The sequence below is a fragment of the Pseudogemmatithrix spongiicola genome (genome assembly GCF_030623445.1).
Classification (GTDB): domain Bacteria; phylum Gemmatimonadota; class Gemmatimonadetes; order Gemmatimonadales; family Gemmatimonadaceae; genus Pseudogemmatithrix; species Pseudogemmatithrix spongiicola.
This window is the reverse complement of the sequence record NZ_CP130613.1, coordinates 225814-252278: the sequence shown is the minus strand read 5'-3', so window position 1 is coordinate 252278 and position 26465 is coordinate 225814. Positions and strand designations below refer to the sequence as shown.

Sequence of the window (26465 nt, the reverse complement as noted above, 5' to 3'; positions counted from 1 at the left end):
TATGACCACGGCAGGGCTCGAGCTCGCCGCACCGCCGGGATTCCGGGGGACCTTCCGCACGGACCTCGACGCACGCGCGGTCTACAGCGAAGCCGCCGGCATCGAGCGCATCGTGCCCGCCGCCATCGCCGTGCCCGTCGACGCCGACGACGTCGTGACCCTCGTGAAGTGGGCCGCCGACACGCGCGTGCCGCTCACCGCGCGCGGCGCCGGCAGCTCGATGGCCAACGGTGCCGTCGGCCATGGCGTGATCGTGGACCTCTACCGGCTCGACGCCTTCGGCAAGATCGATCCGGACACACGACGCGTCGTCGTCGGACCGTCCGTTGCACGCAACCGCGTCGAGCGCGAGGCGCTGAAAGAGGCGTTGATCTTCCCCGTCGACCCCTCGAGCGGCGCGTTCGCGACCATCGGCGGCATGGCCGCCACGAACGCCGCCGGCGCGCGCACGGTGAAGTACGGCGCGATGCGGCGTTGGGTCACCGGCCTCGACTGCGTGTTCGCCAACGGCGCGCGCGCCTGGGTGCGCCGCGGCGAGGCTCCGCCCGATGACATCGGTGCGGTGGGGCGCTTCCTCTATGACGTGGGCCCCAAGCTCCGCACGCTCGACATCGCGCGCCTGCGCCACGACGGCGTGCGCAAGGAATCCTCCGGCTACGGCCTAGCCGCGTGGCTCGAGAGCGGCGATCTGGTCGACGTGCTCATCGGCTCCGAGGGCACGCTGGCGATCATCGTCGGTGTCGAGCTGCAACTGGCGCCGCTGCCCGGCGGCACGGCCGGCCTGCTCGCCGGCTTCCCGGACCTCGAAGGCGCGGCGGCCGCCGCCGTGAAGCTCGCCGAGCGCGGAGCGAGTGCGGTCGAGCTGCTCGACCGCACGTTCCTCGAGATCGCCGCCAGCGCCGGCGATCCCCTGCCCATCGCGTTGCCGGGCGGGCTCGAGGCCGTGCTGATCGTCGAGGTCGAGGGCGGCACCGAGCTCGAAGCCGTATCACGCCTGCGCGAACTCGCCGGCTGGTGCGAGGCCGGCGGTGCGACCTTCGTCGAGGAGGCCCGCGATCCGCACGAGGAGACGCGACTCTGGCAGCTGCGCCACGCTGCGAGCCCGATCCTCAACCGCCTCGCGCCGCGCGTGCAGTCCATGCAGTTCATCGAGGACGGCTGCGTGCCGCCGGAGCGCTTCGCCGAATACGTGCGGGGCGTCCGCCGCGCGCTCGACGACGCCCGCGTGCGCGGGGTCATCTTCGGCCACGCCGGCGACGGCCACGCGCACGTGAATCCGCTCATCGACATGCAGGAGCCCAATTGGCGCGCCCGCATCGACCAGCTCATCACCGACGTCACGGTGCTCGTCGCGTCGCTGGGCGGCACGCTGGCCGGCGAGCACGGCGACGGCCGCCTGCGCGCGGCACTCGCGGATACCGTCTGGAGCCAGGAAGCGCGCGACGCCTTCGCCGCCACCAAGCAGGCCTTCGACCCGCTCGGCGTCCTGAACCCCGGCGTCGTCGTGGCGCCCGTCGGTACGCGCCCCTTCACCGACATCAAGTACGACCCCCAGCTCCCCGCCCTGCCTCCCGCCGCGCGCCGCGCGCTCGATGAGATCGTGCAGACCAAGGGTTGGGGCAAGTTCCGGTTAGACCTCTTGGAGCGACAGAAGTAGCTTTAGGCATGCCCCACTTCTATACGGCGCCCCGCGTCACCGTCCTCGCCCGCCCGGTCTTCACGCAGCCGGAGCACCTCCCCGTCAACTGGATCGGCGACAGCACGGACGGCGAGAAGCTCGCCGAGTTCGCCGGCCGGCTCTGCTACATGAGCCAGAAGAATCCGGCCTCTCGCACCACGGCGGAGTATCTCGAGAACATCAAGAAGCAGGGCCACGGCTCGGTCTTCGAGCACGCCAACTACTCGCTGCTGCTCGAGGGCGTCTCGCGCTCGCTCACGCACGAGCTGGTGCGGCATCGCGCGGGTTTCGCGTACTCGCAGCTCTCGCAGCGCTACGTCGATGAATCCGACGCCGCCTTCGTGATCCCGCCGGCCATCATCGGCGACGACGCCTTGGTCGACGCCTGGAAGCAGCAGATCGAGAGCGCGCAGGCCACGTACATCGCGCTCGTCGACAAGCTCATGGCGCGCTACCAGTGGGTGGACGACAAGGTCCACCGCCGCAAGATGGCCCGCGAGGCCGCGCGCGGCGTGCTGCCCAACAGCACCGAGACCAAGATCGTCGTGACCGGCAACGTGCGCGCCTGGCGCACCATGCTCGAGCTGCGTTCGGCCGAGGGCGCGGAGTTCGAGATCCGCCGCATGGCGCTGGCCGTGCTGCGCGTGCTCCAGAAGGAAGCGCCGGCCTTCTTCAATGACTTCGAGGTCTACACCGCGGCGGACCGCGCCGAGTCGGCGCGGATTGCGTACCACAAGATCTAAGTCGCCCTGGCAGGACGCATCCGAAGGCGCAGGCCGCTACTCCGCGGCCTGCGCCTTCACCACTTTCTGCACCACCTCCGCCGGCGCCTGCTCGAACCCATGCATACGGTAGCGCACCGTGCCGTACCCATGCGTCAGGCTCTGCAAGCGCGTGGCGTAGAGATGCAGCTCGGCCATCGGCACGATCGCCTTCACCGCCGTGCCGTTGCCGTCCTCGAGCGGCTCCGTACCGAGGATATGCCCGCGACGTCCGGAGAGATCGCCCATCACGTCGCCTAGGTGCGCGTCCGGCGTGCGCACCTCGACCTGCATCAGCGGCTCCAGCAGCACGGGCTTGGCCTTCGGCGCGATGGTCTTGAACGCGAGGATGCCGGCCATCTTGAACGAGGCTTCGTTGGAATCCACCGAGTGGTAGGAGCCGTCGAAGACCTCGACCTCGAAATCCACCACCGGATAGCCCGCCAGCACGCCGCGCTCGGCGGCTTCCTGCACGCCTTTGTCCACGGCGGGGATGTACTGCCGAGGGATCACGCCGCCGCTGATGTTGTCGACGAAGCGATAGCCTGACCCGCGCGGGACGGGCTTGATGCGGATCCAGCAGTCACCGAACTGGCCCTTGCCGCCCGTCTGCTTCTTGTGCCGGCCCTGGCCTTCGGCCTTGCCGAGCAACGTCTCGCGATACGGCACGCGCGGGGCGCGGAGCACGGCCTTCACGCCGTACTGCCGCTCGAGCCGCGCGAGCGCGACTTCGAGATGGCGTTCGCCGAGCCCTTCGATGATGGTCTCGTGCGTCTCGGACTCGTAGTGCGTCTGGATCGTGGGATCTTCGTCGTGCAGGCGGTGCAGGCCCAGCTGCAGCTTCTCCTCGTCGGCGCGGGCGGCGGCTTCGATGGCGAAGCTCACCAGCGCATCCGGAAACGGGATCTGCGGCATGCGCACCGGATGCTCCTTGGTGGAGAGCGTGTCGTTGGTGTGCGTGTTGCGCAGCTTGGCGACGCAGCCGATGTCGCCGGGGTGGAGGCGCGCGACCTCGAGGCGCTCCTTGCCCTGCGGGATGGCGAGATGCGAGAGCTTCTCGGGCACGCTGCGGGTGGCGTTGTAGACCTCCGCGCCGTTGGCGACGGTGCCGGAGAAGGTCCGGAAGTAGCTCACCTCGCCGACGTGCGGCTCGGTCGTCGTCTTGAACACCAATGCCGTGAACGGCGCGTCGTCGCGCGGGTGGATCTCGACCGTGTGGTCGCCCTCGGCGCCCTTCAGGCCATGCTGCTCTTCCATCTCGTAGGCGCTGGGCATGAGCTGCACGAGGAAGTCGAGCACGGTGCGGACGCCGTAGGTGAGCTGCGAGGAGCAGCAGAGCAGCGGGAACAGCTCGGCCCGCTTCATCGCCTCCTTCATGGCGCGCATCTCTTCGTCGCCGGGAATCTCCTCGCCGGAGAAGAAACGTTCGAGCAGGGCATCGTCCGTTGCGGCGACGGCTTCGACCAGCTCGGCGTGGTAGCGCTCGAAGCGCGATTGTTCGCTGGCCGGGATCGGCCCTTCCTCGTACTCGCCCGCCTTGGTGCCCGGCTTGAAGAGATGGGCCTTCTTCGTGAAGAGGTTGATGATGCCCTTGAAGCCCGCCCCCGACCCGATGGGGATCTCCACGGGCACGACCTTCGGCGTGAGCTTGGCCTTGATGGACCGGTAGGCCTGGTCGAAGTCGGCGGTCTCCTTGTCCATCATCGAGACCACGAACAGCACGGGGTCCTGCCGCTTCACGGCCTCGCGGAACATGCGCTCCGTACCGACCTCGACGCCGGAGTTGGCGCCGATGGTGACGAGGGCGCCGTCGGCGGCGACGAGGCCGGCGATGGCATCGCCGGCAAAGTCGGCGTAGCCCGGGGTGTCGAGCAGGTTGATCTTGGCGTCCCGCCACTCGGCGTGGGCGCAGCCCAGTGAGATCGAGTAGCCGCGGCTCGTCTCCTCGGGCGAGGTGTCGGTGAGCGTGGTGCCGTCTTTGATCGCGCCGTGTCGTCGGGAGCTCCCGGAAACGAAAGCGAGCGCGTCGACCAGTGTGGTCTTCCCGCTCGCTCCATGTCCGACGACCGCCACGTTCCGGATTGCCGCGCTCTCGTACTCCCGCATCGGGACACCCTCCTCCCGCCGGTGGCGGGCGCATCTGGGGAGTAGATGTTGGCCCCGCGCGCCGCCGATGGCAATCGGGCGGTTCAGGACCCCCCTGTGAGGGTTTGCCCCAGACGCAAACGGGCGCCCCGAGGGGCGCCCGTGACGCTGCCGCGCGGCCGCGACCTACTCGTCGTCCGCGAAGTTCTGGGCGTCGGCCTCGCGCATGGCGGCGAGCTGGTCCGACGGACGCGTGACCGGAGCCGCCGAGGACGCGAACTGGAAGCCCAGGGCGCGGCGCGTGCCTTCCGGCCACTCCGGCATGAGCAGGTTCGCAAGCAGGCGCCGGATGCCTTGGCCGCCTTCGCGGAGGATCTCCTGCGCCGTCTCGGTGAGCACGGTGAGCGGGATGCTCAGCTCGCGCTTGATGATCTCGCCCGTGTTGCGGTCGGTGTAGGCGGTCTCGCCGACGGCGCCTTCGTCGCCGACGATGCGAATCTCACCGGTGGTGAACGCTTCGCCGCGCGACGCCTTGCGCGCCTCGACCGTCGCCGCGAGCGCGAGGGCCAGGGATTCGGGCGTCGGCTCGCCGTAGAGCGTGACGATCTCGCGCGTAGGGGCCTCGAGGGTCTCCCGCGAATGCACGGCGTTGACGCGCGCGACCGTCGCGCGCTCGTCATTGCCCTCGTGGATCTGCACCATCACGTCCATCGTCGCTCCCTGCGCTTGTGGCTGTTGCGTGTACTACCCTTGAAGAACCCGCAGCGTCACGGCGCGTTCCACCGCTGCGATGAAGATTTCATGACGATGCCGCTCGGCGAAGGGCCACTGGGCAATCGAGACGCGCTTGATACGTTTGAAGCGTGATGCGCCTCACGATTTTCCTTGCCTTGTTCGTCCTAGGTCGCGCTGCCGCGGCCCAGGCCACTCCGGCAGCGTCGCCCACTCGCGCGCCGAATGAACTCGGCCGCATTCCCGTCCTCGAGTACCACCTCATCGGTGAGCGCGAGGCCCGGTGGTCGCGCAACTGGCAGCGCTTCGCCCGCGACCTCGAGCTGCTCCATGCCCGTGGGTATCGGCCAATCACCGTGCGGCAACTCGTACGCGGCGAGATCGACCTGCCCGCGGGGCTCTCGCCGGTGGTGATCACCTTCGACGACGCCTCGCCTGGCCAGTTTCGATACATCGAGCGCAGTGGCCAGCTCGTCGTCGATCCGCAGTCCGCCGTCGGCATCTGGGACGCGATGGCCGCCAAGCACCCGGAATGGAGGGGCGGCGGGACGTTCTGCGTGCTGACCGCGGCGAGCGAGGGTCATGCCCTGTTCGGCGAGAAGGGCATCCAGGGCCAGCGCAGCGAGTGGCGGCATCGCAAGGTGCGCGAGCTCGTCGAGAAGGGCCACGAGGTCTGCAACCACACGCTCTACCACGTGAATCTCGCCCGGTCGTCGGCGGCGTTCGGCACGGAGCAGATTGCCCGCGCACAGCTGGCGGTGGACTCCGCGGTGAGCGGCTACCGCATGACGAGCTTCGCCCTCCCGCTCGGCGAGTGGCCCGCCGACCGCAGCATCCTGCGCAGCGGCCGCTGGACGGACCCGCGCACGGGACGCGAGGTACGCTATGAGATCGATGCGATCCTGATGGTCGCCGGCGGTCCCTCGCGCAGCCCGAAGGACCCGCAGTTCGATCCGCTGCGCATCCCGCGCGTGCAGGTGTTCGGCGATGAGCTCGAGCGCACGCTCGACCAACTGGACCGCAACAACACGCGCTACGTCAGCGCCGGCCGGCGGACTAGAGCTTCCAGGCCTTGAGCGTCGTGAGGGCGGCGGACAGCGCTTCCTTCTCGCGCGCGTCGCCGGCGGTGGCCATCAGCATCTCGTAGGTGCCGATGGCGAGCTTCATCGCCACGGGATCGTTCTCCGCGCTGGCCACGCTGGCGGCGTTGTCGGCCATCGCCGCGTGGGCGAGCTTGTCCTCGGGGAAGCGCGTCGTGACCTGCTGCCAGCGGCTCATGCGGCCGCGCGGCGAGCTTTCGGTCAGCGCCCAGAGGTGCCAGGCAGCGCGGTTCGCGGGGTCCGCAGCGAGGGCGCGGCCGGCGATCTCGCCCACCACATCCGGCCCACGTCCGGTGAGCCAGTAGGCGTTGGCCAAGGCGACGAGCGCCGCGGCATTGTCGGGTTCGCGCTCGACGACGCGCTCGTAGACGGGGCCCGCGACCTCATGCAGCTCCCGGTACGGCTCCACAGCCGCGATGAGTTCCGCCGTGGAAGGCGTGGACTCGCAGACGGCATCGAGAGCCGCCAAGAGCTTGGCGATGTCACCGTCCTGCCGATATGCTTTCACGCAGGCCGCGACGGCGGCGCGCGCGTCTTGCGCGGATCGAACCATACAGAAAGCTATCGGGCGCAGGGCGCCCCCGGCACCGGAGTGGGTCGTGGACAGCTCGCCAAAGAAGTCTCTCCAACACACCTTGAACAACCCGCTCGCCGGCTTGCTGGCGGAGCTCCAGCTGCTCGAGATGGAGGACCTGCCGGATGCGCATCGGGCCGCGGTCGAGCGCTGCGTCGAGTTGACGCGACGGCTGGTGCAGATTGTCCGCGAGGAGGTGCCGAAGGACCTCTGATCGCGCAGTGAATCGACACGGGTGGCGCTGTCCTAGGCTTGCCAAATGCCCCCGGTGACCCCATACTGAATCAACCGCCCGTCGCGGTGAGGCCCTTTGCCCACCCGGACGGCCGCGCTCCCCGACATAGCCCCCGTCGCGACGAATCGCGCGACGTCCCCCGGTCAGATGCACCGGGATCCGGACGGTAAACGTCAGGACGCTCCGCTCTCACATCGCTGGACCCCCGCGGGATTCGCTCCGCCACGACCATTCTGTGGTCCTACACCCCCTCGCATGACCGATAGTCCCCGTTCTCCCCGTCGCGGGCGCGGCCGTCCGCGCCGTGGCGCGGCTCCGGATGTTCCCACGGACGCCGATCCGTATCTCGAGACGCCCGCCCCCTCCGACGCGGCGCCCGCCCCCTCCGCTGATGACGCCCCCCGCCGACCCACCCGGTCGCGTCGCGGACCCCGTGCGGCGCGCGGCGAGCAGGCGGAGGCGATCGAGACGTCGCCCTCTGCCGACACGACGGAATCGCGCGAACCGCGGCAGCCCCAGGAGCCGCGTGAGTCCCGCGAATCGCGCGAGGGTGGCGATGCGATGAACGCCGCCAACGGCCCCGAGCGCAGCGAGAACGAGCCGCAGAACCGCGACGGCCAGGGCGGTCGCCCGTGGCAGGACCGGGGGGACCGCGGCGAGCGCGGTGACCGGCCGGAGCGTGGTGGCCGCGGCCGACGCGGCCGACGTCAGCGCGGACGAGGCCGGCGTGGCGATCGCGGAGATCGCGGCGACTTCGGCAATCGCCACGAGCGTGGCGACCGCGGCGACCGCAACAACGGCGAGCAGCGCCAGAACGGCAATCATCCCGACCGCGAGTACAACGGCGCCCCGCCGGTCATCCTCGTGGTGGATGGCGAGACCACCGGCTGGTTCGATCCGGCGCGCGAAGCCGGCTTCATCCGCCGCCCCGAATACAGCTACCTCGCCGAACAGGGCGATGCCTGGGTCCCGCCGCATCTCGTGCGGCAGTACGGCATCCGCCGCGGCGACATGATCAGCGGCAAGACCGGTCGTGACTCCCGCGGCCGCGTGTCGGTCGCCGAGATCACGGCGATCAACGGCGAAGAGCCCGTCGAGGGCAAGCGTCGCCCCGACTTCCAGACGCTGATCGCCTCGTACCCCGAGCGTCGCATCACGCTCGAGACCGGCCGCTCCGCGAAGGGCGGTCCCGAACTCACGCGCCGCGCCATCGACCTCATCGCGCCCATCGGCTACGGCCAGCGCGCGCTCATCGTCGCCCCGGCCCGCGCCGGCAAGACGATGCTCATGCAGGCGATCACCGAAGGCATCGCGCTCAACCACCCCGACGCGCACCTCATCATCCTCCTCGTGGACGAGCGTCCGGAGGAAGTGAGCGAGGCGATCTCCTGGGGTGTGGGTGAAGTGGTGGCCAGCAGTTTCGACCAGCCGGCCAAGCGCCATGTCGAAGTCGTCGAGATGGTGCAGGAGCGCGCGCGGCGCCTGGTCGAGCAGGGCAAGGACGTGATCATCGTCCTCGACTCGCTCACGCGCATGGCCCGCGCCTTCAACACGGCAGAGCGCGGCACCGGCCGTACGCTGTCGGGTGGTCTCGATACCAGCGCGATGGCCAAGCCGAAGGCCTTCTTCGGCTCCGCCCGCAACATCCTGCCGCAGCATGGCGGCGGCTCGCTCACGATCATCGCCACCGCGCTCGTCGAGACCGGCTCGCGCATGGACGACGTGATCTTCGAGGAGTTCAAGGGCACCGGCAACTGCGAGATCAAGCTCGACCGCTCGCTGGCCGAGAAGCGCATCTTTCCCGCCTTCGACGTCGCGAGCTCCGGCACGCGGCGCGAGGAGAAGCTCTACAAGGCCGAGCAGATCGACGCGATCTACACGCTGCGGCGTGGGTTGCAGCAGATGCCGCCGCAGTCGGGGATGGAGTGGCTGATCAAGCGGATTGCGAGCACGACATCGAACGATGCGCTCCTCGCTGGGCTTTAGTACAACAGCAGATGTGAGATGTAAGCTGTAAGATGTAAGGGAGGGGGCCTCGCCGATGCTTTGGCGAAGCCCCCTCTCATATCTCACACCTTACATTTCACATCTGCTGTTTAGATGTCTCACCCCACAAACACGCCATCGCCCTCATTCCCTTCTTCGCGTCCTCCACGCTCATCCACTCGTCCGGCAGATGCCACGCTGCAGCGTGTCCGATCCGCCGCGACTGCGCCGGATCGCGGGCCCGAGTCCGACGGCGTCGAGGACCCGCTCGTAGCGCGGCTCGCCGCGCAGCTGCTCGAAGACCCCCCAACCCAGGCTCGCGAACAGATCGCGGTCCCTGACGCGCAGCGACGCTTCGAGTTCGTCGAGTGCGCGAGCGGTCTGGCCCATCGCGAGGTGGGAATGGGCGAGGAACACACGCTGCACGTACGTCGCGCCGGATTGGGCGGACTGCAGGAGCTGCTCGTAGATGCGCTGCCGGGTGCCCGGCGTCGCCGCGCCGGCGCACTGCAGGTACCAGCCCACCATCCATGGACTGTTCGCCTGCAGGTCGAGCGCGCGTGCGGCGAATCGCTCCGCCTCGTCCGGCCGCCCCGCGTGCGAGGCGAGCACGGCACGGTCGAGCCACGAAAGCCACAAGGTCGAATCCATGGCCAGCGCGCGGTCGATGTACACGCGCGCCTCGTCGGCCCGTCCCGTCGCGGCGAGGGCGCTGCCGAGGTAGCCGACGCGGAAGGGATGGTTGGGTTCGAGGGCTACCGCCCGTCGCACTTCCGCGATGCCGGAGTCGGGAAGTCCGATGATATGCAGGTCTTGGCCGTAACCGAAGTGAAGCGAGGCGTTGTTCGCGTAGCGGCGGATGCCGCGAATCATCTCGCGGTCGTATCCCGCTTGGTCGAAGTCGAACATCAGGCGGGTCCGCGCCCGGAGCAGGATGAGGTCGGGATGCAGGCTGTCGAGCGACGAGGCCCGCGCGAGCGCCTCCTGCAGGCGACTGATGAGGCTGGTCGGCGCCTGCGACGAGAGCTGCAGCAGCTGGTCGAGCGCCGTCGCCAACCCGATCCACGCGTCGGCGAAGGCGGGATCGCGGGCCAGCGCGAGCTCGAAATGCCGCTGCGCGAGCGATGCGCCCCCCAAGCGGACGTCCCGTAGGGCACGGATGCCGTGCTGATACTCCTCATACGCCCGTGCGTCGTCGGTCCCGAGGCCGCGCGGCGGCTGGCCAGCGCGATTCCCGAGCCGCGGCAGCAAGGAGATGAGGATGCGCTCGTTCAGGTCCCGGACGATCGTCGACGGATCGGCGAGCTTGCCGTCAGTCTCGAGTTCACCGGCGAACTGCTCGGCCCAGAGCAGCTCGCCGTCCTTCACGTCCGTGAGGCGGGCAAAGACGCCGATCGCGTTGCCTGCCACACGCACCGTCGCCGAGAGGATCGCATCCACACCGAGCGAATCGCCGATCATGACGGGATCGAGCGACGAACCACGGAACTGCTCCATGCGGGCGGGATCTGAGACGCGCAGGTTCTCGCGCACGAGCCCGACCACGAGGTCGTTGGCCAGCCCATCGGCGTAGACCAGCTTCTCCGGAGTGCCTTCGAACGAAAACGGGACGATGGCGAGCGACATCGCGCGTGGCGCGCGCCCAGCCGACGTGGAAACCAGCTGCCCCACCGAGACGGCGACGAGGACGAGCGCCGCGAGCGCCGACGCCTGGGCGACACGGCTGCGCCACCACGGCGCCGCCGCGACCGTCGGCCGTTCCGCGTCCGCGGTCGCAGCGCGCTCGAGCGCATCGGCAAACGCACGCGCCGACGGCCAGCGATCCGCCGGCGTCTTCGCGAGCGCCCGCAAGGCGACTTCCTCCAACGCGGCCGGCACCCGTCGCACCGTGCGGATCGGCGGGACGGGATCCGTGACGTGTCGGGCGAGCATCGCCTGCATGGTCGGGGCATTGAATGGCGGCTCCCCGTCAACATTTCGTAGAGCACGCAGCCGAGCGCGTACTGGTCGACGCGACCGTCGAGCCGGGCGCTACCGAGCGCCTGCTCGGGACTCATGTAGCGAGGCGTGCCGAGCGCGACGCCGGTCGCGGTAATCGGAGTCTCCGCGCCATCGGTCGTTCGGGCGACGCCGAAGTCGCCCAGCTTGGCGTGGCCCGACGACAGGAAGATGTTCTCGGGCTTCAGGTCGCGGTGGATGACGCCGCGGCTATGCGCGTATTCGAGGGCATCGGCCACTTCGCAGGCGATGCGGACCGCATCATCGATCGGCATCGCACCTTCCCGCGACAGCCGCGCCCGGAGAGTCTCGCCCTCGATGAATGGCATCACGAAGAAGACCGCGTCGTCGCTCGTGCCCGAATCAATTAGCGAGACGATGTGCGGATGCTCCAGGCTCGCGAGGAGCGCCACTTCCCGTGCGAAGCGGTCAGTCAGCGATGAATCATTCGGATCGCGTCGCAGGACCTTGATGGCGACATGCCGGGGATGCCGCAGGTCGCGCGCGAGAAACACCACCGCCATGCCCCCGCGCCCGAGCTCGCGCTCGATGGCGTATCGACCCGCAAGCGCGCGCGCGAGAGACTCGCCGAGCTGATCCATGGCCAGACGTTACAACCGGCAGGATAGCCCCACCAGAGCGGCGGACGCCGCGAGGGGGCCTCGCCGATGCTTTGGCGAAGCCCCCTCTTATCTCTCACATCTTACATCTCACATCTGCTGTTTGGAAATCTCGTCCCACAAACACGCCATCGCCCTCATCCCCTTCTCCAAGTTCTCGACCGAGATCCACTCATCCGGCGCATGCGCATTCTCGCCGGGCAACCCGAAGCCCACGAGCAGCACCGGCGCCCCGAGAATCGTCGCGAAGTCGTTCACCACGGGAATCGACCCGCCCTCTCCCGTAATCACCGGCGTCCGCCCGAACGCCGCCTCCAGCGCGCGTGATGCTGCGTCGTACAGCGGCCCATCCAGCTCCGCCCGCCATGCATGCCCGCCGTGCAGCTCCGTGACCTTCACCGTCACACCCTTCGGCGCGTGCTTCAGCACGTGGCGTTCGACGAGCTTCGCGATCTCCTTCGGATCCTGATCCGGCACGAGCCGACAGCTCACCTTCAGCATCGCCTGGCCAGGCAACACCGTCTTCGCGCCCTCGCCAGTGTAGCCGCTGAGCATCCCGTTCACCTCGCAGGTCGGGCGATGCCAGAGCCTTTCCAGCGTGCTGTAGCCCGGCTCGCCGCCCAGCGCCTGCACGTCGAGGTGCTCCATGAACTCGCGCTCATCGAAGGGCAGCTCACGCAGCCCTGCCCGCACGGCGTCGGGGAACGGGCGGACCTTGTCGTGGAAGCCTTCGATGGCGATGCGACCGTCGGCATCGTGGAAACTCGCGACGATGCGCGCCAACGCCGTCGCCGGATTCACCACCGCGCCGCCGTACATCCCCGAGTGCAGGTCTGAATTGGGGCCCGTCACATCGACCTGCAGGTACGCGAGGCCGCGCAGCGAACTGAGGATGCTCGGGATGCCCGGCGCGAACATCGTCGAGTCGCTGATCACCACCGCGTCGCACTTCAGGCGCTCGCGATGCGCCTTCACGAACTCGGCCAGGTGCTCGCTGCCGACTTCCTCCTCGCCTTCGGCGAGCACGATCACATTCACCGGCAGCGTCCCGCGCGTCGCGAGGTGCGCCTCAAGCGCCGCGATGTGCAGCCACAGCTGACCTTTGTCGTCCACGCTGCCGCGCGCGAAGATCTTGCCGTCGCGGATCGTCGGCTCGAAGGCCGGCGAGGTCCACAGCTCCAGCGGCTCCGCGGGCTGCACGTCGTAGTGCCCGTACACGAGCACCGTCGGCGCGCCCTTCGGTGCCTGGCGCCATTCGGCGAGGACGATCGGGTGTCCGGCGGTCTCGAGCGTCTCGACCTGCATGCCGATGCGCGCGCACTGCGCGTGCAGCCACTGCGCGGCCGCGCGCACATCGCCCTTGTGCTCGGAGCGCGCGCTCACGCTCGGGATGCGCAGGAACTCGAAGAGCTGGTCGCGCACTCGCGCATCGTTGGCGTCGAGCCACTGTGCGAGCTTCGGATCGATCGTCGTCTTGGTCGTCATCGGTTCTTGAGGGGATCGTTGGGGTCCGCTGGCCAGGTGCCGCGCCAGTCGGCGAGCGTCCACACGCGACGCAGGGTCAGCGTATCGCCGCGGTAGGTCACGGCAGCCAGCGCGCCCGGCGTCGCGCTGCCGAAATGCGCACGCAGCGTGTCGACGAGGGCCGGCCGCTGTGACGTGTCGGGCACGACGAGCACCAGCGTCGCGCCCGGAATGGCGACATCCTGGAAGCGCGGCCACAGGTCGTATTGGTTGCGCCGGCCGAGCAGGTTGATGGCGCTCACGGCAGGATGCGCGGGGTCATGCCAGGCAATCAGCGCCGCTTCCTGGTAGCGAGCCGCTGCGACAAAGCGCGCCGCAGTGGTCGAGTCTGCACGCACGGCCGTGGCGAGCGCGTCCCAACCGCGCAGCCGCGCCCCCGGATCCTTTCGCGGCGCGATCGGGAGGAATGGGAACGCGATGTGCGCCAAGACCAGCGCCGTCAACGCACCTGCCAGCCACAGCGCCCGTCTCTCCCACACGCTGCGCAGTTCCTGCGTGGCCGCCGCGAGCAGCGCCAGCGCCGGCAGCCAGCCGATGGCCGGCCAGTTGGCCTCCACCCGGCGCCGCGTGGCGCTGTAGATGAAGAACCCGAGGCAGAACAGCGCGACCTGCGCCAGCGCGAAGCGCCGCGGCTCCCCGTTCGGGTTGTAGTCCCGCCAGATGGCGCGCACGAGCAGCACGAACAGGATCGGCGTGACGAGCCCGAGCTGACCGCCGATCAATTCCAGTTCACGCTGCCACCAACTCCCGTTGCCCACGGCATTGAGCCCGTGACCCAGCTGGAAGCGGAAGGCGATCCACTCGTGCGTGGCGTTCCACTGCAGCACGGGCAGCATCACCAGCGATGCCACGGCGACGGCCACGTACGCACCCGGGCGCTTCAAATGGATGCGCAGGGCCGGATGGATCACGCAGGCGAGCAGCAGCGCCATCGGCACGAACACCGCCGTGAACTTCGACGCCATCGCGATGCCGATTGCCACACCGGCACCTGCCCAGGCGAGCAGCGCTTGCCGCGCGGTCGCCGTGGGATCGATGGCGCGCTCGACCAGCATCAGTGTCATGGCGAGCGCCGCGAGCAGTGGGGCGTCCGGCGTCGCGAGCACGAACCCGATGGTGAACGGAGTGGCGGCGAGGAGTAACGCGGCGAACCGCGAGGCGCGCACACCGGCCAGCCGCTCCGTCAGTTCCGCGAGCGCGAAGGCGGCCATCGCGCCGCAGAGCACGGGGAAGAACCGCACCCCGAGCGGCACATCGCCGAAGATCGCCGTGCCGGATGCGATGAGCCACGCGATCGCCGGCGGATGGTCGAAGTACCCGAACGCCAGGTGCCGCGACCACTCCCAGTAGTACGCTTCGTCGGCGACGAGCGGCAGCCGCGCGGCGAGCACCATGCGCAGCGCCGTCGCGATCATCGTGATCGCCACGGCCTGCCGCTGCAGCATCGTCACATCATCGGTCTTGGCCGCATCCGTCATCGGATCGCTCGTTAGAGGTCCGCACAGGACTTGTTGATCTGCTTGCAGTCGTCGCAGATCAGCTTGCACTTCCGCCACGTCAGCGCGGGGCTGCCGCAATAGTCGCAGGTCTCGCCCTGTGCCGGTCCGTCGGGTTGGGTTGCGTACTTCGCCACCGGATCAGCCCTCCCCTGCGGTCGCCATGGCCTCGCCCATGCGCGTCGCGCGGCCCGGCAGCCAGTCGTTGCCGAATCGTGTGCCGGGCTTCGGAAACAGCATCACCACGGTCGAGCCGAGGAGAAAGCGTCCCATCTCCGCGCCCTGCGCGAGCGTCACGCTTCCGTCCCCGGTCGCGGGATAATCCCAGGCGCGCACCTGGCCGGGTCGCGGCGGGTTCACCACGCCATGCCACACCGTCGCCATGCTGCCGACGATCGTCGCGCCGACCAGCACCAGGACGAACGGCCCGAATGCCGTCTCGAAGTGGCAGACCACTCGTTCATTGCGCGCGAACAGGCCCGGTACGCCACGCACCGTCTCGGGGTTCACCGAGAACAGCGCGCCCGGCACGTGCACCATCCGCGTCAGTCGTCCCGCCACCGGCATATGGATGCGGTGGTAGTCCCGCGGGCTCAGGTAGATCGTGGCGAAACTGCCGCCGGCGAACAGCGCCGCCCGCTCCGCATCGCCGCCAAGCAGCGCCGTCGTCGTGTAGCTGTGGCCCTTGGCCTGCACGAGGCGGTCGCCGTCGAGTGCGCCGACGACGCTGACGGCGCCATCCACGGGGCAGATGAAATCGGCCTGCGCGAGTGGCCGCGCTCCCGCGCGCAGCGGGCGCGTGAAGAACTCATTGAAGCTGCGGTAGCTCGCGGGATCCGGCTGCTCCGCTTCCGCGAGGTTCACGCGATAGCGACCCGCGAACCAGCGAATCGCCCCGGTGGTCAGACCGCCGAGCTCCGCGCGTGCGAAGGCGCCGGCAGCGCTCGTAAGCAGCTGCTTCGGCAAGAGATGCTGGAGGACGACGAAGGGCGTAGTCACGCGGGGGGAGTACGGAAGGAGTGACCCTGAAAGTTAACCGGACGTGCGGGCCGTACATGCGTGACGCGCGCCGGCTCGACACCGTCCTTGTACGCCAGCCGACGGACCGTCCCGTGACTCACCTGTGCCAGAACTCCCCATGCCCATGCAGGAACCCTGGAACAGCATCCGCGAGTTCGCGGGCATCTTCCTGCTCCTCGGCGTCGTGGTCTGGGGTCTGGTCACCGTGCGGCACCGGCTGCGGCCCTGGTACCTGCTCTTCTGGGGCGCCGCCGCCCTCGTCTCCCTTCCCATCACGATCTACCTCATCACGGAGGCGCGCGCCGGCAACTTCAGCGGCTGGGGCGGCTTAGGCATGGTCATGATCCTGCTGCCCGCTGCCTTCATCGCGGCATTGAGCGTCACGGCGTTGCTCACCCTCGCGGTGCTCGTGCCGCGCTACGGCTTCAACAAGCAGTCGCCGGAGGAGCGAGAGGCCGAGCGGCAGCGTCGGCGCGACCCGGCCGTCATCCGCGCGAAGGCGATCCGCGACCTCAAGATCTACGCCGTCGTCATCGCGCTCGCCGTGCTGTACCTGAAGCTGCGGACACTCGGCCGCTAGCTGTTGTTAGTGAGGACGTTGTTCACAGGGCCGCAGCGAGATGCAGCATGGGGGGGAGGTAGTTGAGGGCTGAGTGTCCGCGCGCCTCATTGTACGTCCGCAGGTAGCGCGCGAGCCACTCCGTGCGCACCCGCGAGGAGGGGTAGGGGCGCGCGTACGCCCATTCCCGCAGGAGCGTCTGGATCAGCCGCTCGACCTTGCCGTTCGTGCGCGGCGTGTAGGGCATGGTGCGCTTGTGCGTGATGCCGTCGCAGCGGAGGAGCGTGCGCACCGCGTGGCTGCGATAGCAGCTCCCGTTGTCGGTGAGCACGGCGCGCACCCGCACGCCGAGCGCCGCGTACCACGCGATCGCCCGTGCGAGGAAGGCCGCCGTGGTCGCCGCGCGCTCATCGGGCAGGACCTCGGCGTAGGCCACGCGCGAGTAGGCGTCCACCGCGACGTGCACCGCCTCCCAGCCGATCCCGCGCACGCGGGTCCGGCGGTCGCCGTGGATGCGGTGCCCCACGCGGCCGATGCGCCCGAGCTTCTTCGTGTCGACGTGCAGCAGCTCGCCCGGTGCCCGCATCTCGTAGCGGCGCACCGCGCGCGGCGGCTCGAGCCGAGGGAGCCGCTGCAGGCCGTGGCGGCGCAGGAAGTGGATCACCGTTGAGAGCGGGATGCCCGTCTCCTGGGCGATGCGCGTCGAGCTCCAGCGCCGCCGGGTGCGGCCCCGAAGGATCGCGCGGCGCTGCGGCCGCGGGAGCTGGGTGAGGCGATGCGGGCGCGACGAGCGGTCCGCGAGCGCCGCCGCGCCGCCGGTGCGGAAGCGGGCGACCCACTTCCAGACGGTGCGGACGGAACAGGCCGCGCCCCGGGCGACGGCGGCGGGATCCTGCCCGCCCAGAACGGCGGTCGCGACGGCGAGTCGCCCCGCGACGGTCAGACGTGCATTCTTGTGGATGTTCACAGGAGCCTCTGGCGGGGTGCCGGTTGAGCGTCTCAGCAACCCCAGCTTGCATCCGCTACGCTCCTGTGAACAACCTCCTCACCAACAACAGCTAGCGCTCAGGGCTCGGGCGGGCGTCGGTATTCCGCGGTGTCCACGCGTTCGAAGGCCGACATCGAATCCGACTTGAACACGCGGAACAGGTACCACAACGACGGCACGAGCACGCAGGCGCCGCCAACGAGGCCGTAGCTGACCAGCCGCAGCGTGATCGCCGGCGCCGCCGCCGACTCGATCGTGTGCACACCGGGAATCAGGTACGGCGCCTGCGCCAGCGCCCAACCCCACATCAGCGCGCTCACCTGCGCGGCCGCCGCAGCGCGTGCGAGGCGATACCGCCGCGTCAGCAGCGCGCCGATGGCCGCCACGGCAAGCACGCCCGTGATCAGCTGGAACGGCAGCGCCCATGGCTGCGTGAGCAGCGAACCCATGACGGGGAGTCGATCGCGGCTGCCCAATACGAGGGCGATGCCCGCGAACGCGCCAACGGCGATCGCCGCCGCGATCGCCATGCGCCGGAAGTCTTCCTGCAGCTCGTGCTCATGGACCTCGACGCAGAGATACACCGCGGCCAAGAAGGCGAACACGGACAGCGTGAGCCCCCCGATCGCGAACGCGAACGGCGTCAGCCACGGCCGCACGTAGGTCGCGAGGAAGTCCCCACCCTCAGGCAGCGCGAGCGCGCCGCTCACCAACGCGCCCACGCACACGCCGAGCAGCACCGGCGTGATCGTGCTCGAGATGGAGAAGATGCGGCCCCAGTACTTCTGCACGGGCGACTTGGTCGAGTCGTACGCCCGGAACGTGAACGCCGAGCCGCGCAGCACGATGCCCACCAACAGCAAGGAAATCGGGATGTGCAGCGCCACCGAAAGGTGCGCGTAGACCGGCGGGAAGCAGGTGAAGAGCAGCACGACCACGAGGATCACCCACACGTGGTTGGCTTCCCAGATCGGCCCGATGCCCTCTTCGATCGCCGCCCGCTGCCGCGCCGCACGCGGCCCACGCGCGAACAGGTCCCACACGCCCGCGCCGAAGTCCGCGCCGCCCAGCAACACATAGGCGTTCAGCGCGAGCATCGTCACGCCGGCGAGGACATAGGCCAAGGTCACGGGACGCGCATCTCCTGCGTCATCGGCTTCGTCTTGAGGATCTGCGCCCACAGCAGATACGCCACGACGACGCCGAGGAAGCAATAGAGCAGCGTGATGCCGATGAGCGGATACACCAGGCCCGGCATCGGCGTCAACGCGTCCTTCGTGCGCATGAAGCCGTACACGATCCACGGCTGCCGCCCGACCTCCGTCACCACCCAGCCCGCTTCCACCGCAATGAAGCCCGCGGGTGTCAGTAAGGCCAGGAAGGTCAGCAACGGCCGAGACTCCGCGACCTCACGCTTCCGCCACCACAGCACAAGCACCCACAGCGACGCCAGCATCATCAGCGTGCCCAGCCCGACCATGATCTGAAAGGCGAAGTGCGTGATGGCGACCGGCGGCCAGTCCTCTTCCGGGAACGCCTCGAGACCCTTCACCTCGGCGTCGAAGTCCGCGAACGCCAGGAAGCTCAGCGCCTTCGGGACCTCGAGCGCGTACTTCGTCTCGCGCGTCGCCTCGTTCGGGATCCCGCCGATGCGCAGCGGTGCGCCGCGCTCGGTGGCGAACTGGCCCTCCATGGCCGCGAGCTTGGCCGGCTGGTACTTCGCCACGAACTTCGCGCTGATGTCGCCCGAGATCGGCTGCAGCAGCGAGGCGGGGATCGCCACGAGCAGTGCCACGTGCAACGCGCTGCGATGGAACACGTCGTGCGGGTTCTTCCGCAGCATCCAGGCGTGGATTCCCGCCACCGCGATGCCAGTCGTCGCGAAGGCCGCGATGGTCATGTGCAACGTCTGGTGGAATGACGCCGGGTTGAGCATCGCCGCGATCGGATCGATGTTCGTCGGGAGGCCGTTCACGATCTCGAAGCCCGCCGGCGCATTCATCCACGCGTTGGCGAACACGACGAAGATCCCCGACACCGTGCCGCTCACCATCACCGCCACGCCCGCCCACCAATGCGCCTTGGGCGACAGCTTGGTCCAGCCGTAGAGATAGGTGCCGAGGAAGATGGCCTCGGTGAAGAACGCGAAACCTTCGAGCGAGAACGGCATGCCGATGATCGGCCCCGCGTACTCCATGAACGTAGGCCACAGCAAGCCCAGCTCGAACGAGAGCACCGTGCCGCTCACCGCACCCACGGCGAAGAGGATTGCCGTGCCCTTGCTCCAGCGCTTGGCGAGGTCCAGCCACACCGGATCGCCCGTCTTGAGCCACTTCCGCTCCGCCAACACCATCAGCGCGGGCATGCCGATACCAATCACCGCGAAGATGATGTGAAAGCCCAGACTCAAGGCCATCTGAGTGCGGGCGGCAAGCAAATCCGTCATTGGGGCCTATTCGAAGTCGAGGGCGAGATCGAGGCTCGGGGCACTATGCGTCAGCGCGCCGATCGAGATGCGGTCCACCCCGGTCTCCGCGATGCCGCGGACCGTGTCCAGCGAAACGCCGCCGGATGCCTCGGTCCATGCCTTGCCTCTCGCCAGCTCAACGCATTCACGCAGCGCGTGGTTCGGCATGTTGTCCAGCAGCAGGGCCTCGGCCCCCGCCGCCAGTGCCGCGCGCACCTGCGCCACCGTGTCGCACTCGACCTGCACCAGCATGCCCGTTGGCGCGTACTCGCGTGCGCGTTGCACGGCCACGCCCACGTCGCCGCCACAGGCGGCCAGGTGATTGTCCTTGATCAGCACCGCATCGGCCAGCGTGGCGCGATGGTTCGTGCCGCCACCGCAGGTGACGGCGTACTTCTCCAGCATGCGCCACCCGGGCGTGGTCTTGCGGGTGTCGAGGATCTTCGCCGACGTGCCGGCCACCGCCTTCACGTACTGCGCCGTGAGTGAGGCGACACCAGAGAGTCGCTGCGCGAAGTTCAACGCCACGCGCTCCGCCGAGAGCAGGCCGCGCGCCGTACCGGAGAGATGCAGCACCACGTCGCCTTTCTTCACCGGCGTGCCGTCGCGCACATCGATGCGGATCTCGACGTGTGGGTCGAGCTGCTTGAACGCCGTCACCGCCAGCGGAACGCCGGCGACCACGCCATCGCGCCGCGCCACGAGATCCGCCCGCGCATGATGCCCCGGCGTCACGGTCGCCAGCGTCGTGACGTCCTCGAACGCGCGGTCCTCCTCGAGCGCCGCGCGCGCCAGCGCGAGCAACGCGCCGTCATGGAGCGGGAAGCCCGCCGCGGCGCCGTTCGGCATCACTCGCCCGGGTCGACGCCCGGACCCGGTGGCGTCACCTGCGACCCGCCGATGCTCACCATCCGCTCGATCGCCAGCTTGGCCTTCGCCGCGATGTCCGGCGCCACCGTGATGCGATGCTCCAAGCGCTCCAGCGCTCCCAGCACCTTCGGCAGCGTCGTGACCTTCATGTAGGCGCAGCTGGCGCGCTCATTGGCCGCGTAGAACGTCTTGCCGGGGTAGGCCCGCTCCAAGCGGTGCAGGATGCCGACTTCCGTCGCGACGATGAAGCTCTTCGCGCTCGACTCACCCGGGCGCTTGATCATTCCCTCGGTGCTGAGGATGTGCACGCCCTCCGGATCCACGTCGCCGGCGCTCACCGCCTCGACGACGCTCGTCGCGCAGCCGCACTCGGGATGGATCAGGAACTCCGCCTCCGGATGCAGCTTGCGCTGCAACCGGATGTTCTCGGGGTCGATGCCCGCATGCACGTGGCACTCGCCCATCCACACATGGATGTTCTGCCGGCCCGTCACGCGACGCACGTGCGCGCCGAGGAACATGTCCGGCAGGAAGAGGATCTCCTTCTCGGCGGGGATGGCGTTGATCACCTCGACGGCGTTGCCCGACGTGCAGCAGTAATCGCTCTCCGCCTTCACCTCGGCCGTGGTGTTCACGTAGGCGACGACGACGGCGCCCGGATGCTCGGCTTTCCACGCGCGCAGCTGCTCGGCGTCAATCGTGCTGGCCAGCGAGCAGCCCGCCGCGAGATCCGGTAGCAGCACGGTCTTCTCCGGCGAGAGGATCGCCGCGGTCTCGGCCATGAAGTGCACGCCGCAGAAGACGATCACCTCAGCGTCGGTCTTTGCCGCTTCGCGTGAGAGGCCGAGGGAGTCGCCTACATAGTGCGCGACATCCTGGACTTCCGGACGTTCGTAATTGTGCGCGAGGATCACCGCGTTGCGCTCCTTGGCGAGCGCCTTGATACGGCGCTGGAGCTCCGCGACCTCGCGGTCAGGGACGGACTGGGACATGCCGAAAGCTACCGTGCCCCTGTCTTGGCGTCACCACTCGATATGCCGGCCCCGCCACTTGTTCTTGGGCTTGGGGAAGTCGCTGCGGTAGTGCCCGCCGCGCGACTCACGGCGCATCAAGGCGGAATCGACGATCAGCCGCGCCGTCTCGACCATGTTGATCTCCTCGGTCGCGCCCGCCGAAAGGCGCGCCCGGATGGCGTCGAGCGCCTTCTTGGCCGTGCGCAACCCGGCGGCGTTCCGGTCGATGCTCGCGTGGGCCCACATGACCGAGCGGATCTCGTCGGCCGCCACCTGCGCGGCGCCGCGGTCCCGCAGCCGCGGCACGTCCCACTCCGTCGCGCGCGGCACCCGCGGCAGGCGCGGCTGGTTCACCATGTCCCGCGCCACGCGCTCGGCGAACACCAGGCCCTCGAGCAGCGAGTTCGACGCGAGGCGGTTCGCCCCGTGCACGCCCGTGCGCGAGACCTCACCGCAGGCATACAGCCGCTCGAGCGACGAGCGTCCCGCGAGGTCGGTGACGATGCCGCCCATCATGTAGTGCGCCGCCGGCGTCACGGGGATGAGGTCCCGGCGCGGGTCGATGCCGCGGTTGAGGCAGAGCTCGAGGATGCCCGGGAAGCGCCGCGCGAACGTGCGCGAGAGCTTGCGGGCATCCAGCCACACGCGGCTGCCCGACTGCTGCATGTGGAAGATCTCGCGGGCGACCACGTCACGCGGCGCGAGCTCGGCGAGCTTGTGCGCCTTCGTCATGAAGCGCGCCCCGCGGTCGTTCAGCAACACCGCCCCCTCGCCGCGCACCGCCTCGGAAATCAGCGCGAGCGGATTCTCCGGCGTGTCGAGCGCCGTCGGATGGAACTGCACGAACTCCATGTCGGCGAGCTTGGCGCCGGCGCGATGGGCGATCGCGTAGCCGTCGCCGGTCGCGACGAGCGGATTGGTCGTGTAGCGGTACAGCTGCCCGCAGCCGCCGGCGGCGATGACGGTCGCATCGGCGACGATCTCGACGGCCTTGCCGTTCACGTTCGCCCGTACGCCGCAGCAACGCCCGTTCACGACGATGAGATCCAGCGCGCGCGCCGTTTCGAGCACGGTGATGTTCGCGCGCTCCCGCACGCGGTGGATCAGCGCGCGCGCCACCTCGGCGCCCGTCTGGTCGCCCTTGGCGTGCACGATGCGCTTGCGCGAGTGCGCGGCTTCCTTGCCGAGCGTGAAGCGGCCGCTGGTGTCGACATCGAACTGGGCGCCGGCGTCGGCGAGTTCGCGCACGCGGGCCGGGCCTTCCGCCACGAGCACCTCGACCGCCGCGGCGTCGCAGAGCGCCGCGCCCGCGGCGAGCGTGTCCTGCCGGTGCAGGTCCGGCGAGTCGCCGGCACCGAGGGCGGCGGCGATGCCGCCCTGTGCCCACGCCGTCGACGAGTCGCGCAAGGAGCGCTTGGTCAGCACGACGACGTCGCCTTGGTCCGAGGCGCGCCAGGCCGTGTGCAGGCCGGCGATCCCCGACCCGATCACCACGAACCGCGTGCGTATGCGCTGCGCCATCCTCAGAAGATACTGAGATTGATGTAGCGCTTGGGGTTCCGGCGGAAATCCGCGATCAGGGACCGCAGGTCGATGACCAGCGAGTCCGAGTTGTTGTACAGGGACGGGTTGTTGACCATCAGACCCAGCGAGCCCTCGCCGCGCTCGATGCGCCCAAGGATGGTATCGGCCTTGCCGAGGGCACCGCGCAACGAGGCTTCGCTGCGTTCGAGGGACGCGGACATCGTCGCCAGCCGTTCGCTCACCTGCCGCAGGTTGATGGCCGCCTGCTGGGTCTCGCCGATGATGCGTTCCACCTCGCCGCGCGAGGTGGCGGAGTCGAGGCGGGCGATCGAGCGCTGGAAGTTGCCCATGCCGCGCGCCAGTTCGTTGGCCCCTACTCGCACGTCGACGGCCACCGAGTCGAGGTTGCGCGACTGCTCGCGAACCGTGCGCGTGAGCTGCGTGGACATCGCGTTGAAGTTGCGGATCGTCCCGCGCAGCTCGCGGGCGGCGCTGTCGTCGAAGGCGACGCGCACGCGCTCGGCCACGGAGGCCACGTTGCCGGCGATGCCGCCCGCGACGGACGTGAGCTGCGCGATGTCCGGCAGCACGCCGCCCGGCAGGGTCGCGGCCGGAGCGCCCACCGTATCCTCGAGCTGCATCGCGACTTCGCGGATGCCCGGCGCCGCGCTGCGCGCCGTGATCACCGCCTGCCATTCGCCGAACAGCGTCGCCGCCTGGATGAGCACCACGGGATCCGAGGGGAGCGTGATGCCCTCGTTGAGCTTCATCTCCGCCACCACCCAGCCCTTCTCGGCCAGCGAAATGCGTTCGATGCGACCCGCGTTGACGCCGCGGATCACCACGCCGTTGCCGACCTGCATGTTGCCGACGTCGCGGAAGCGCGCGCTGATGGACGTGCGTCGCGCTCCGAGATCCGCCTGTTGGAGGTACATGGTGCCCGCGATGAGCACGAGCATCGTGCTCAGCACCGTCAGGCCCACGAGCCAGTCGTTCCGCCGCTTGCTCATCGTGCTCTCCCGAGTAGCCACACCATCGCCCAGAATGCGTCGAGGACGAGGATCATCACGCAAGACTGCACCACCGCGCGCGTCGCCGCGCCACCCACGCCCTGCGCCCCGCCGCGCGTCCGCAGGCCCGCCGCGCTCGCCAGGATCGTCACCGCGAAGCCGAAGCTCGCCGCCTTCACCAAGCCATAGCGCACGTCGAAGGTGTCGAAGAACAACCGGACGCCCTTCAGGAACTCCGGCGTCGACAGGCCCAGCAGCAGCAGCGAGGCCATCCAGCCGGCCAGCATGCCCACGGCCATCGCCGCACCGACCACCACGGGGAACATCAGCACGCCGGCCAGCACGCGTGGCACCACGAGGTACGCCACCGGGTCGTAGCCCAGGGTCTCAAGCGCGTCCACCTGCTCCGTCACGCGCATCGTCCCGATCTCGGCGGCGATGTTGGCCCCCACCCGGCCCGCCAGCGCGAGGCCGGTGAGCACCGGCGCCAGCTCCATCATGATCGTCTTCTGTACCAGCGTGCCCACGAGATACCGCGGCACCGCACCCGTGAAGCTGTAGCTCGCGAGCAGCGCCAGCACGATGCCCGTGAAGCCGGCGATGAGCATGCCGATCGGCAGCGAGTCCACGCCGAGCTGCTTGGCCTGCTGCGCGAAGTTCGGTCGCCAGGTCGGGACGTCACGCAGCGCGCGCGCCGATTCCGCCGTGAGGCGGCTCGCCGTGCCGATCGTCCCGAGCCCCATCCGGAGCCCTTTGCCTACCGTCTCGAACACGCTGGGAAGTTACCGTGGCTGGTGGAGGGAGCCAGCACCTCGGGAGAAGACGAACCAGCAGGCCGAAAGGGCACCGAATTGCCGGCGCGCGACCTCGCCGCCGCGGCCACGGGCCTCGCCGTGTTAGTTTACCCGTCGCCGATGGGCTTGTCGCCCCGGTTTCTGCTGAGGACGGGGTTCTGGGCAAGCTCGTAGTGCTGATGGTCACGGCGTTCGTGGACATGGTGGGGCTCCTCATGGTGCTCCCACTGCTCCCGTTCTACGCCCAGCGCTTCGTCGGCCAAGGCCCGCTGTGGCGGGCGCTCGATACCGTCGGCCTCGGGGGCGAAGGCACCGTCATCGCGATCCTCGTCTCCAGCTTCGCGATTGCACAGCTGGTGAGCGCCCCGCTCTGGGGCCGCGTGTCCGACCGCTACGGGCGGCGCCCCGCGCTGATGATCGGACTCGCGAGCTCGGGCATCGCCTACGTGGTGTTCGCCTACGCCGGCTCGCTCGAGCTGCTGTTCCTCTCGCGCATCGTGCAGGGCGCCGGCGGCGGCACCGTGGGCGTCATCCAGGCCTACGTCGCCGATGCAACGGAGCCGAAGGACCGCGCGAAGGCACTCGGCTGGCTGAGCGCCGCGACCAACGCCGGCGTCGCGCTCGGTCCCGCCATCGGCTCGTTCGCCGCGCGCATCGGCCCCGAATGGCCCGGGCTCTTCGCCGCGATCATCACGCTGGTGAACGTCGGCTTCGCGTGGAAGTACCTCACCGAGAGCAACGAGCACGCCGGCGTGAAGACGGCCGACCGCCCCAAGGTCTCCGGCTCGCGCGAGACGCTGCTGCGCGTGACGACGCATCCCGGATTGCCGGCGAGCCGCTTGATCTGGATCTACGCGATCGGCATGGGCGCGTTCCATGGCATGAACGCCATCCTCGCGCTGTTCCTCAACGCGCAGTTCGGCATCGACGAGACGAGCATCGGCTGGGTCTTCGTGTACATCGGCGTGCTCAGCGTGCTGACCCGTGCAGTCTTCCTCGGGCCGCTCGTGGATCGCTATCGCGAGCCACGGCTCTCGCGCTACGGCGGCATGTTCCTGATGCTCGGCATGCTCGCGCTGCCGTTCACCACGAACTACGCCTCGCTGGCACTGGCGATCCTGCTCATCCCGCTCGGCACGGCCTTCACCTTCCCCTGCGTGACGGGCATGCTCTCGCAGGTGATCCCGAACCATGAGCGCGGGTTGTACATGGGCGTGCAGCAGACCTTCGGCGGCATCGCGCGCGTCGCGGGACCGCTCTGGGCGGGCTTCGCCTTCGACTACCTCGGCAAGGGCGTCCCCTTCTTCACAGGTGCGGCGCTGGCGGCATTCACGATCTTCCTCGGGCTCGGCATCGAGCATCACCTGCCCGATCACAAGCCTTCCGTGGCGTAACGGCGCTTCACCACGAAGACACGAAGGCACGAAGGAC

The 26465-nt window shown here is 69.2% G+C and carries 24 protein-coding genes and 1 pseudogene; 8 read left to right on the top strand and 17 right to left on the bottom strand.

All coding sequences use genetic code 11. The features are described 5' to 3' along the window. The first annotated feature begins 1 nt into the window (after position 1). Together Strain318_RS01195 and thyX are read left to right on the top strand one after the other, a co-directional pair. Positions 2–1657, top strand: coding sequence for an FAD-binding oxidoreductase (locus Strain318_RS01195; protein ID WP_367886708.1), 1656 nt, complete (start codon positions 2–4; stop codon positions 1655–1657). An 8-nt stretch (positions 1658–1665) separates the two neighbouring features. Further along, the gene (gene thyX / locus Strain318_RS01190; protein ID WP_367886707.1) at positions 1666–2421 is read left to right on the top strand and encodes an FAD-dependent thymidylate synthase; all 756 of its coding nucleotides are present in this window, start codon (positions 1666–1668) and stop codon (positions 2419–2421) included. Positions 2422–2457: 36 nt separating this feature from the next. Here the strand turns inward: thyX and fusA are convergent, their stop codons facing one another. Further along, positions 2458–4545: an elongation factor G gene (gene fusA / locus Strain318_RS01185; RefSeq protein ID WP_367886706.1), complete on the bottom strand. Its 2088-nt coding sequence runs from the start codon at positions 4543–4545 to the stop codon at positions 2458–2460. A gap of 165 nt (positions 4546–4710) precedes the next feature. Then, a complete protein-coding gene (locus Strain318_RS01180) occupies positions 4711–5235 on the bottom strand; it encodes a hypothetical protein (RefSeq protein ID WP_367886705.1) in 525 nt (174 codons plus the stop codon). Between the two features lie 155 nt (positions 5236–5390). Here Strain318_RS01180 and Strain318_RS01175 point away from each other — a divergent pair, with 155 nt between their 5' ends. After that, a complete protein-coding gene (locus Strain318_RS01175) occupies positions 5391–6332 on the top strand; it encodes a polysaccharide deacetylase family protein (RefSeq protein WP_367886704.1) in 942 nt (313 codons plus the stop codon). Here the strand turns inward: Strain318_RS01175 and Strain318_RS01170 are convergent. Continuing rightward, entirely contained in the window at positions 6313–6909 is a 597-nt protein-coding gene (locus Strain318_RS01170) for a hypothetical protein (RefSeq protein WP_367887937.1), read from the bottom strand. The genes Strain318_RS01175 and Strain318_RS01170 overlap by 20 nt on opposite strands. Here Strain318_RS01170 and Strain318_RS01165 point away from each other — a divergent pair. Together Strain318_RS01165 and rho are read left to right on the top strand one after the other, a co-directional pair. Continuing rightward, positions 6836–7144 carry a histidine kinase dimerization/phospho-acceptor domain-containing protein gene (locus tag Strain318_RS01165; RefSeq protein ID WP_367887869.1) on the top strand — a complete coding sequence of 103 codons (309 nt, stop codon included), beginning with the start codon at positions 6836–6838 and terminating at the stop codon, positions 7142–7144. The genes Strain318_RS01170 and Strain318_RS01165 overlap by 74 nt on opposite strands. Positions 7145–7420: 276 nt before the next feature. Next, complete coding sequence (gene rho / locus Strain318_RS01160) at positions 7421–9151, top strand: transcription termination factor Rho (protein ID WP_367886703.1); 1731 nt, start codon at positions 7421–7423, stop codon at positions 9149–9151. Positions 9152–9322: 171 nt separating this feature from the next. On the opposite strand, the gene Strain318_RS01155 is transcribed toward rho, so the two are convergent. Both Strain318_RS01155 and Strain318_RS01150 read right to left on the bottom strand, forming a co-directional pair. Continuing rightward, positions 9323–11083 carry a hypothetical protein gene (locus tag Strain318_RS01155; RefSeq protein WP_367887936.1) on the bottom strand — a complete coding sequence of 587 codons (1761 nt, stop codon included), beginning with the start codon at positions 11081–11083 and terminating at the stop codon, positions 9323–9325. 80 nt (positions 11084–11163) lie between these two features. Continuing rightward, a pseudogene (locus Strain318_RS01150) lies at positions 11164–11673 on the bottom strand (serine/threonine-protein kinase); the annotation flags it as partial. Between Strain318_RS01150 and Strain318_RS01145 the strand changes: the two are divergent. Continuing rightward, positions 11638–11778, top strand: coding sequence for a hypothetical protein (locus Strain318_RS01145; RefSeq protein ID WP_367887935.1), 141 nt, complete (start codon positions 11638–11640; stop codon positions 11776–11778). The pseudogene Strain318_RS01150 and the gene Strain318_RS01145 overlap by 36 nt on opposite strands. An 81-nt stretch (positions 11779–11859) precedes the next feature. Here the strand turns inward: Strain318_RS01145 and Strain318_RS01140 are convergent, their stop codons facing one another. The 4 genes from Strain318_RS01140 to asd are packed head-to-tail and all read right to left on the bottom strand — an operon-like array spanning position 11860 to position 15788. After that, positions 11860–13254 carry a dipeptidase gene (locus tag Strain318_RS01140; protein WP_367886702.1) on the bottom strand — a complete coding sequence of 465 codons (1395 nt, stop codon included), beginning with the start codon at positions 13252–13254 and terminating at the stop codon, positions 11860–11862. After that, a complete protein-coding gene (locus tag Strain318_RS01135; RefSeq protein ID WP_367886701.1) occupies positions 13251–14771 on the bottom strand; it encodes a glycosyltransferase family 39 protein in 1521 nt (506 codons plus the stop codon). The genes Strain318_RS01140 and Strain318_RS01135 overlap by 4 nt, the downstream gene beginning before the upstream one ends. Positions 14772–14782: 11 nt before the next feature. Continuing rightward, on the bottom strand, positions 14783–14926 hold the full coding sequence (locus Strain318_RS01130) for a hypothetical protein (protein ID WP_367886700.1): 144 nt from the start codon (positions 14924–14926) through the stop codon (positions 14783–14785). Positions 14927–14930: 4 nt separating this feature from the next. Next, positions 14931–15788, bottom strand: a complete 858-nt coding sequence (asd, locus tag Strain318_RS01125) for an archaetidylserine decarboxylase (RefSeq protein ID WP_367886699.1) — start codon at positions 15786–15788, stop codon at positions 14931–14933. 145 nt (positions 15789–15933) lie between these two features. Here asd and Strain318_RS01120 point away from each other — a divergent pair, with 145 nt between their 5' ends. Beyond that, entirely contained in the window at positions 15934–16389 is a 456-nt protein-coding gene (locus tag Strain318_RS01120) for a hypothetical protein (protein ID WP_367887970.1), read from the top strand. Positions 16390–16411: 22 nt separating this feature from the next. Here Strain318_RS01120 and Strain318_RS01115 read toward each other — a convergent pair whose 3' ends face one another. The 8 genes from Strain318_RS01115 to Strain318_RS01080 form a co-directional block, all read right to left on the bottom strand. Further along, positions 16412–17335, bottom strand: a complete 924-nt coding sequence (locus Strain318_RS01115; protein WP_367886378.1) for an IS481 family transposase — start codon at positions 17333–17335, stop codon at positions 16412–16414. 98 nt (positions 17336–17433) lie between these two features. After that, positions 17434–18486: a cytochrome d ubiquinol oxidase subunit II gene (locus tag Strain318_RS01110; RefSeq protein ID WP_367886697.1), complete on the bottom strand. Its 1053-nt coding sequence runs from the start codon at positions 18484–18486 to the stop codon at positions 17434–17436. Then, positions 18483–19802 carry a cytochrome ubiquinol oxidase subunit I gene (locus tag Strain318_RS01105; protein WP_367886696.1) on the bottom strand — a complete coding sequence of 440 codons (1320 nt, stop codon included), beginning with the start codon at positions 19800–19802 and terminating at the stop codon, positions 18483–18485. The genes Strain318_RS01110 and Strain318_RS01105 overlap by 4 nt, the downstream gene beginning before the upstream one ends. A 6-nt stretch (positions 19803–19808) precedes the next feature. Beyond that, a complete protein-coding gene (nadC, locus tag Strain318_RS01100; RefSeq protein ID WP_367886695.1) occupies positions 19809–20672 on the bottom strand; it encodes a carboxylating nicotinate-nucleotide diphosphorylase in 864 nt (287 codons plus the stop codon). Then, positions 20672–21685: a quinolinate synthase NadA gene (gene nadA, locus Strain318_RS01095; protein WP_367886694.1), complete on the bottom strand. Its 1014-nt coding sequence runs from the start codon at positions 21683–21685 to the stop codon at positions 20672–20674. The genes nadC and nadA overlap by 1 nt, the downstream gene beginning before the upstream one ends. Positions 21686–21715: 30 nt before the next feature. Next, positions 21716–23227 carry an L-aspartate oxidase gene (locus Strain318_RS01090; RefSeq protein ID WP_367886693.1) on the bottom strand — a complete coding sequence of 504 codons (1512 nt, stop codon included), beginning with the start codon at positions 23225–23227 and terminating at the stop codon, positions 21716–21718. Positions 23228–23229: 2 nt separating this feature from the next. Beyond that, entirely contained in the window at positions 23230–24240 is a 1011-nt protein-coding gene (locus tag Strain318_RS01085) for an MlaD family protein (RefSeq protein WP_367886692.1), read from the bottom strand. Next, a complete protein-coding gene (locus tag Strain318_RS01080) occupies positions 24237–25013 on the bottom strand; it encodes an MlaE family ABC transporter permease (RefSeq protein ID WP_367886691.1) in 777 nt (258 codons plus the stop codon). The genes Strain318_RS01085 and Strain318_RS01080 overlap by 4 nt, the downstream gene beginning before the upstream one ends. Positions 25014–25213: 200 nt before the next feature. Here Strain318_RS01080 and Strain318_RS01075 point away from each other — a divergent pair, with 200 nt between their 5' ends. Then, complete coding sequence (locus Strain318_RS01075; RefSeq protein WP_367886690.1) at positions 25214–26428, top strand: MFS transporter; 1215 nt, start codon at positions 25214–25216, stop codon at positions 26426–26428. The last annotated feature ends 37 nt before the right edge of the window (positions 26429–26465 follow it).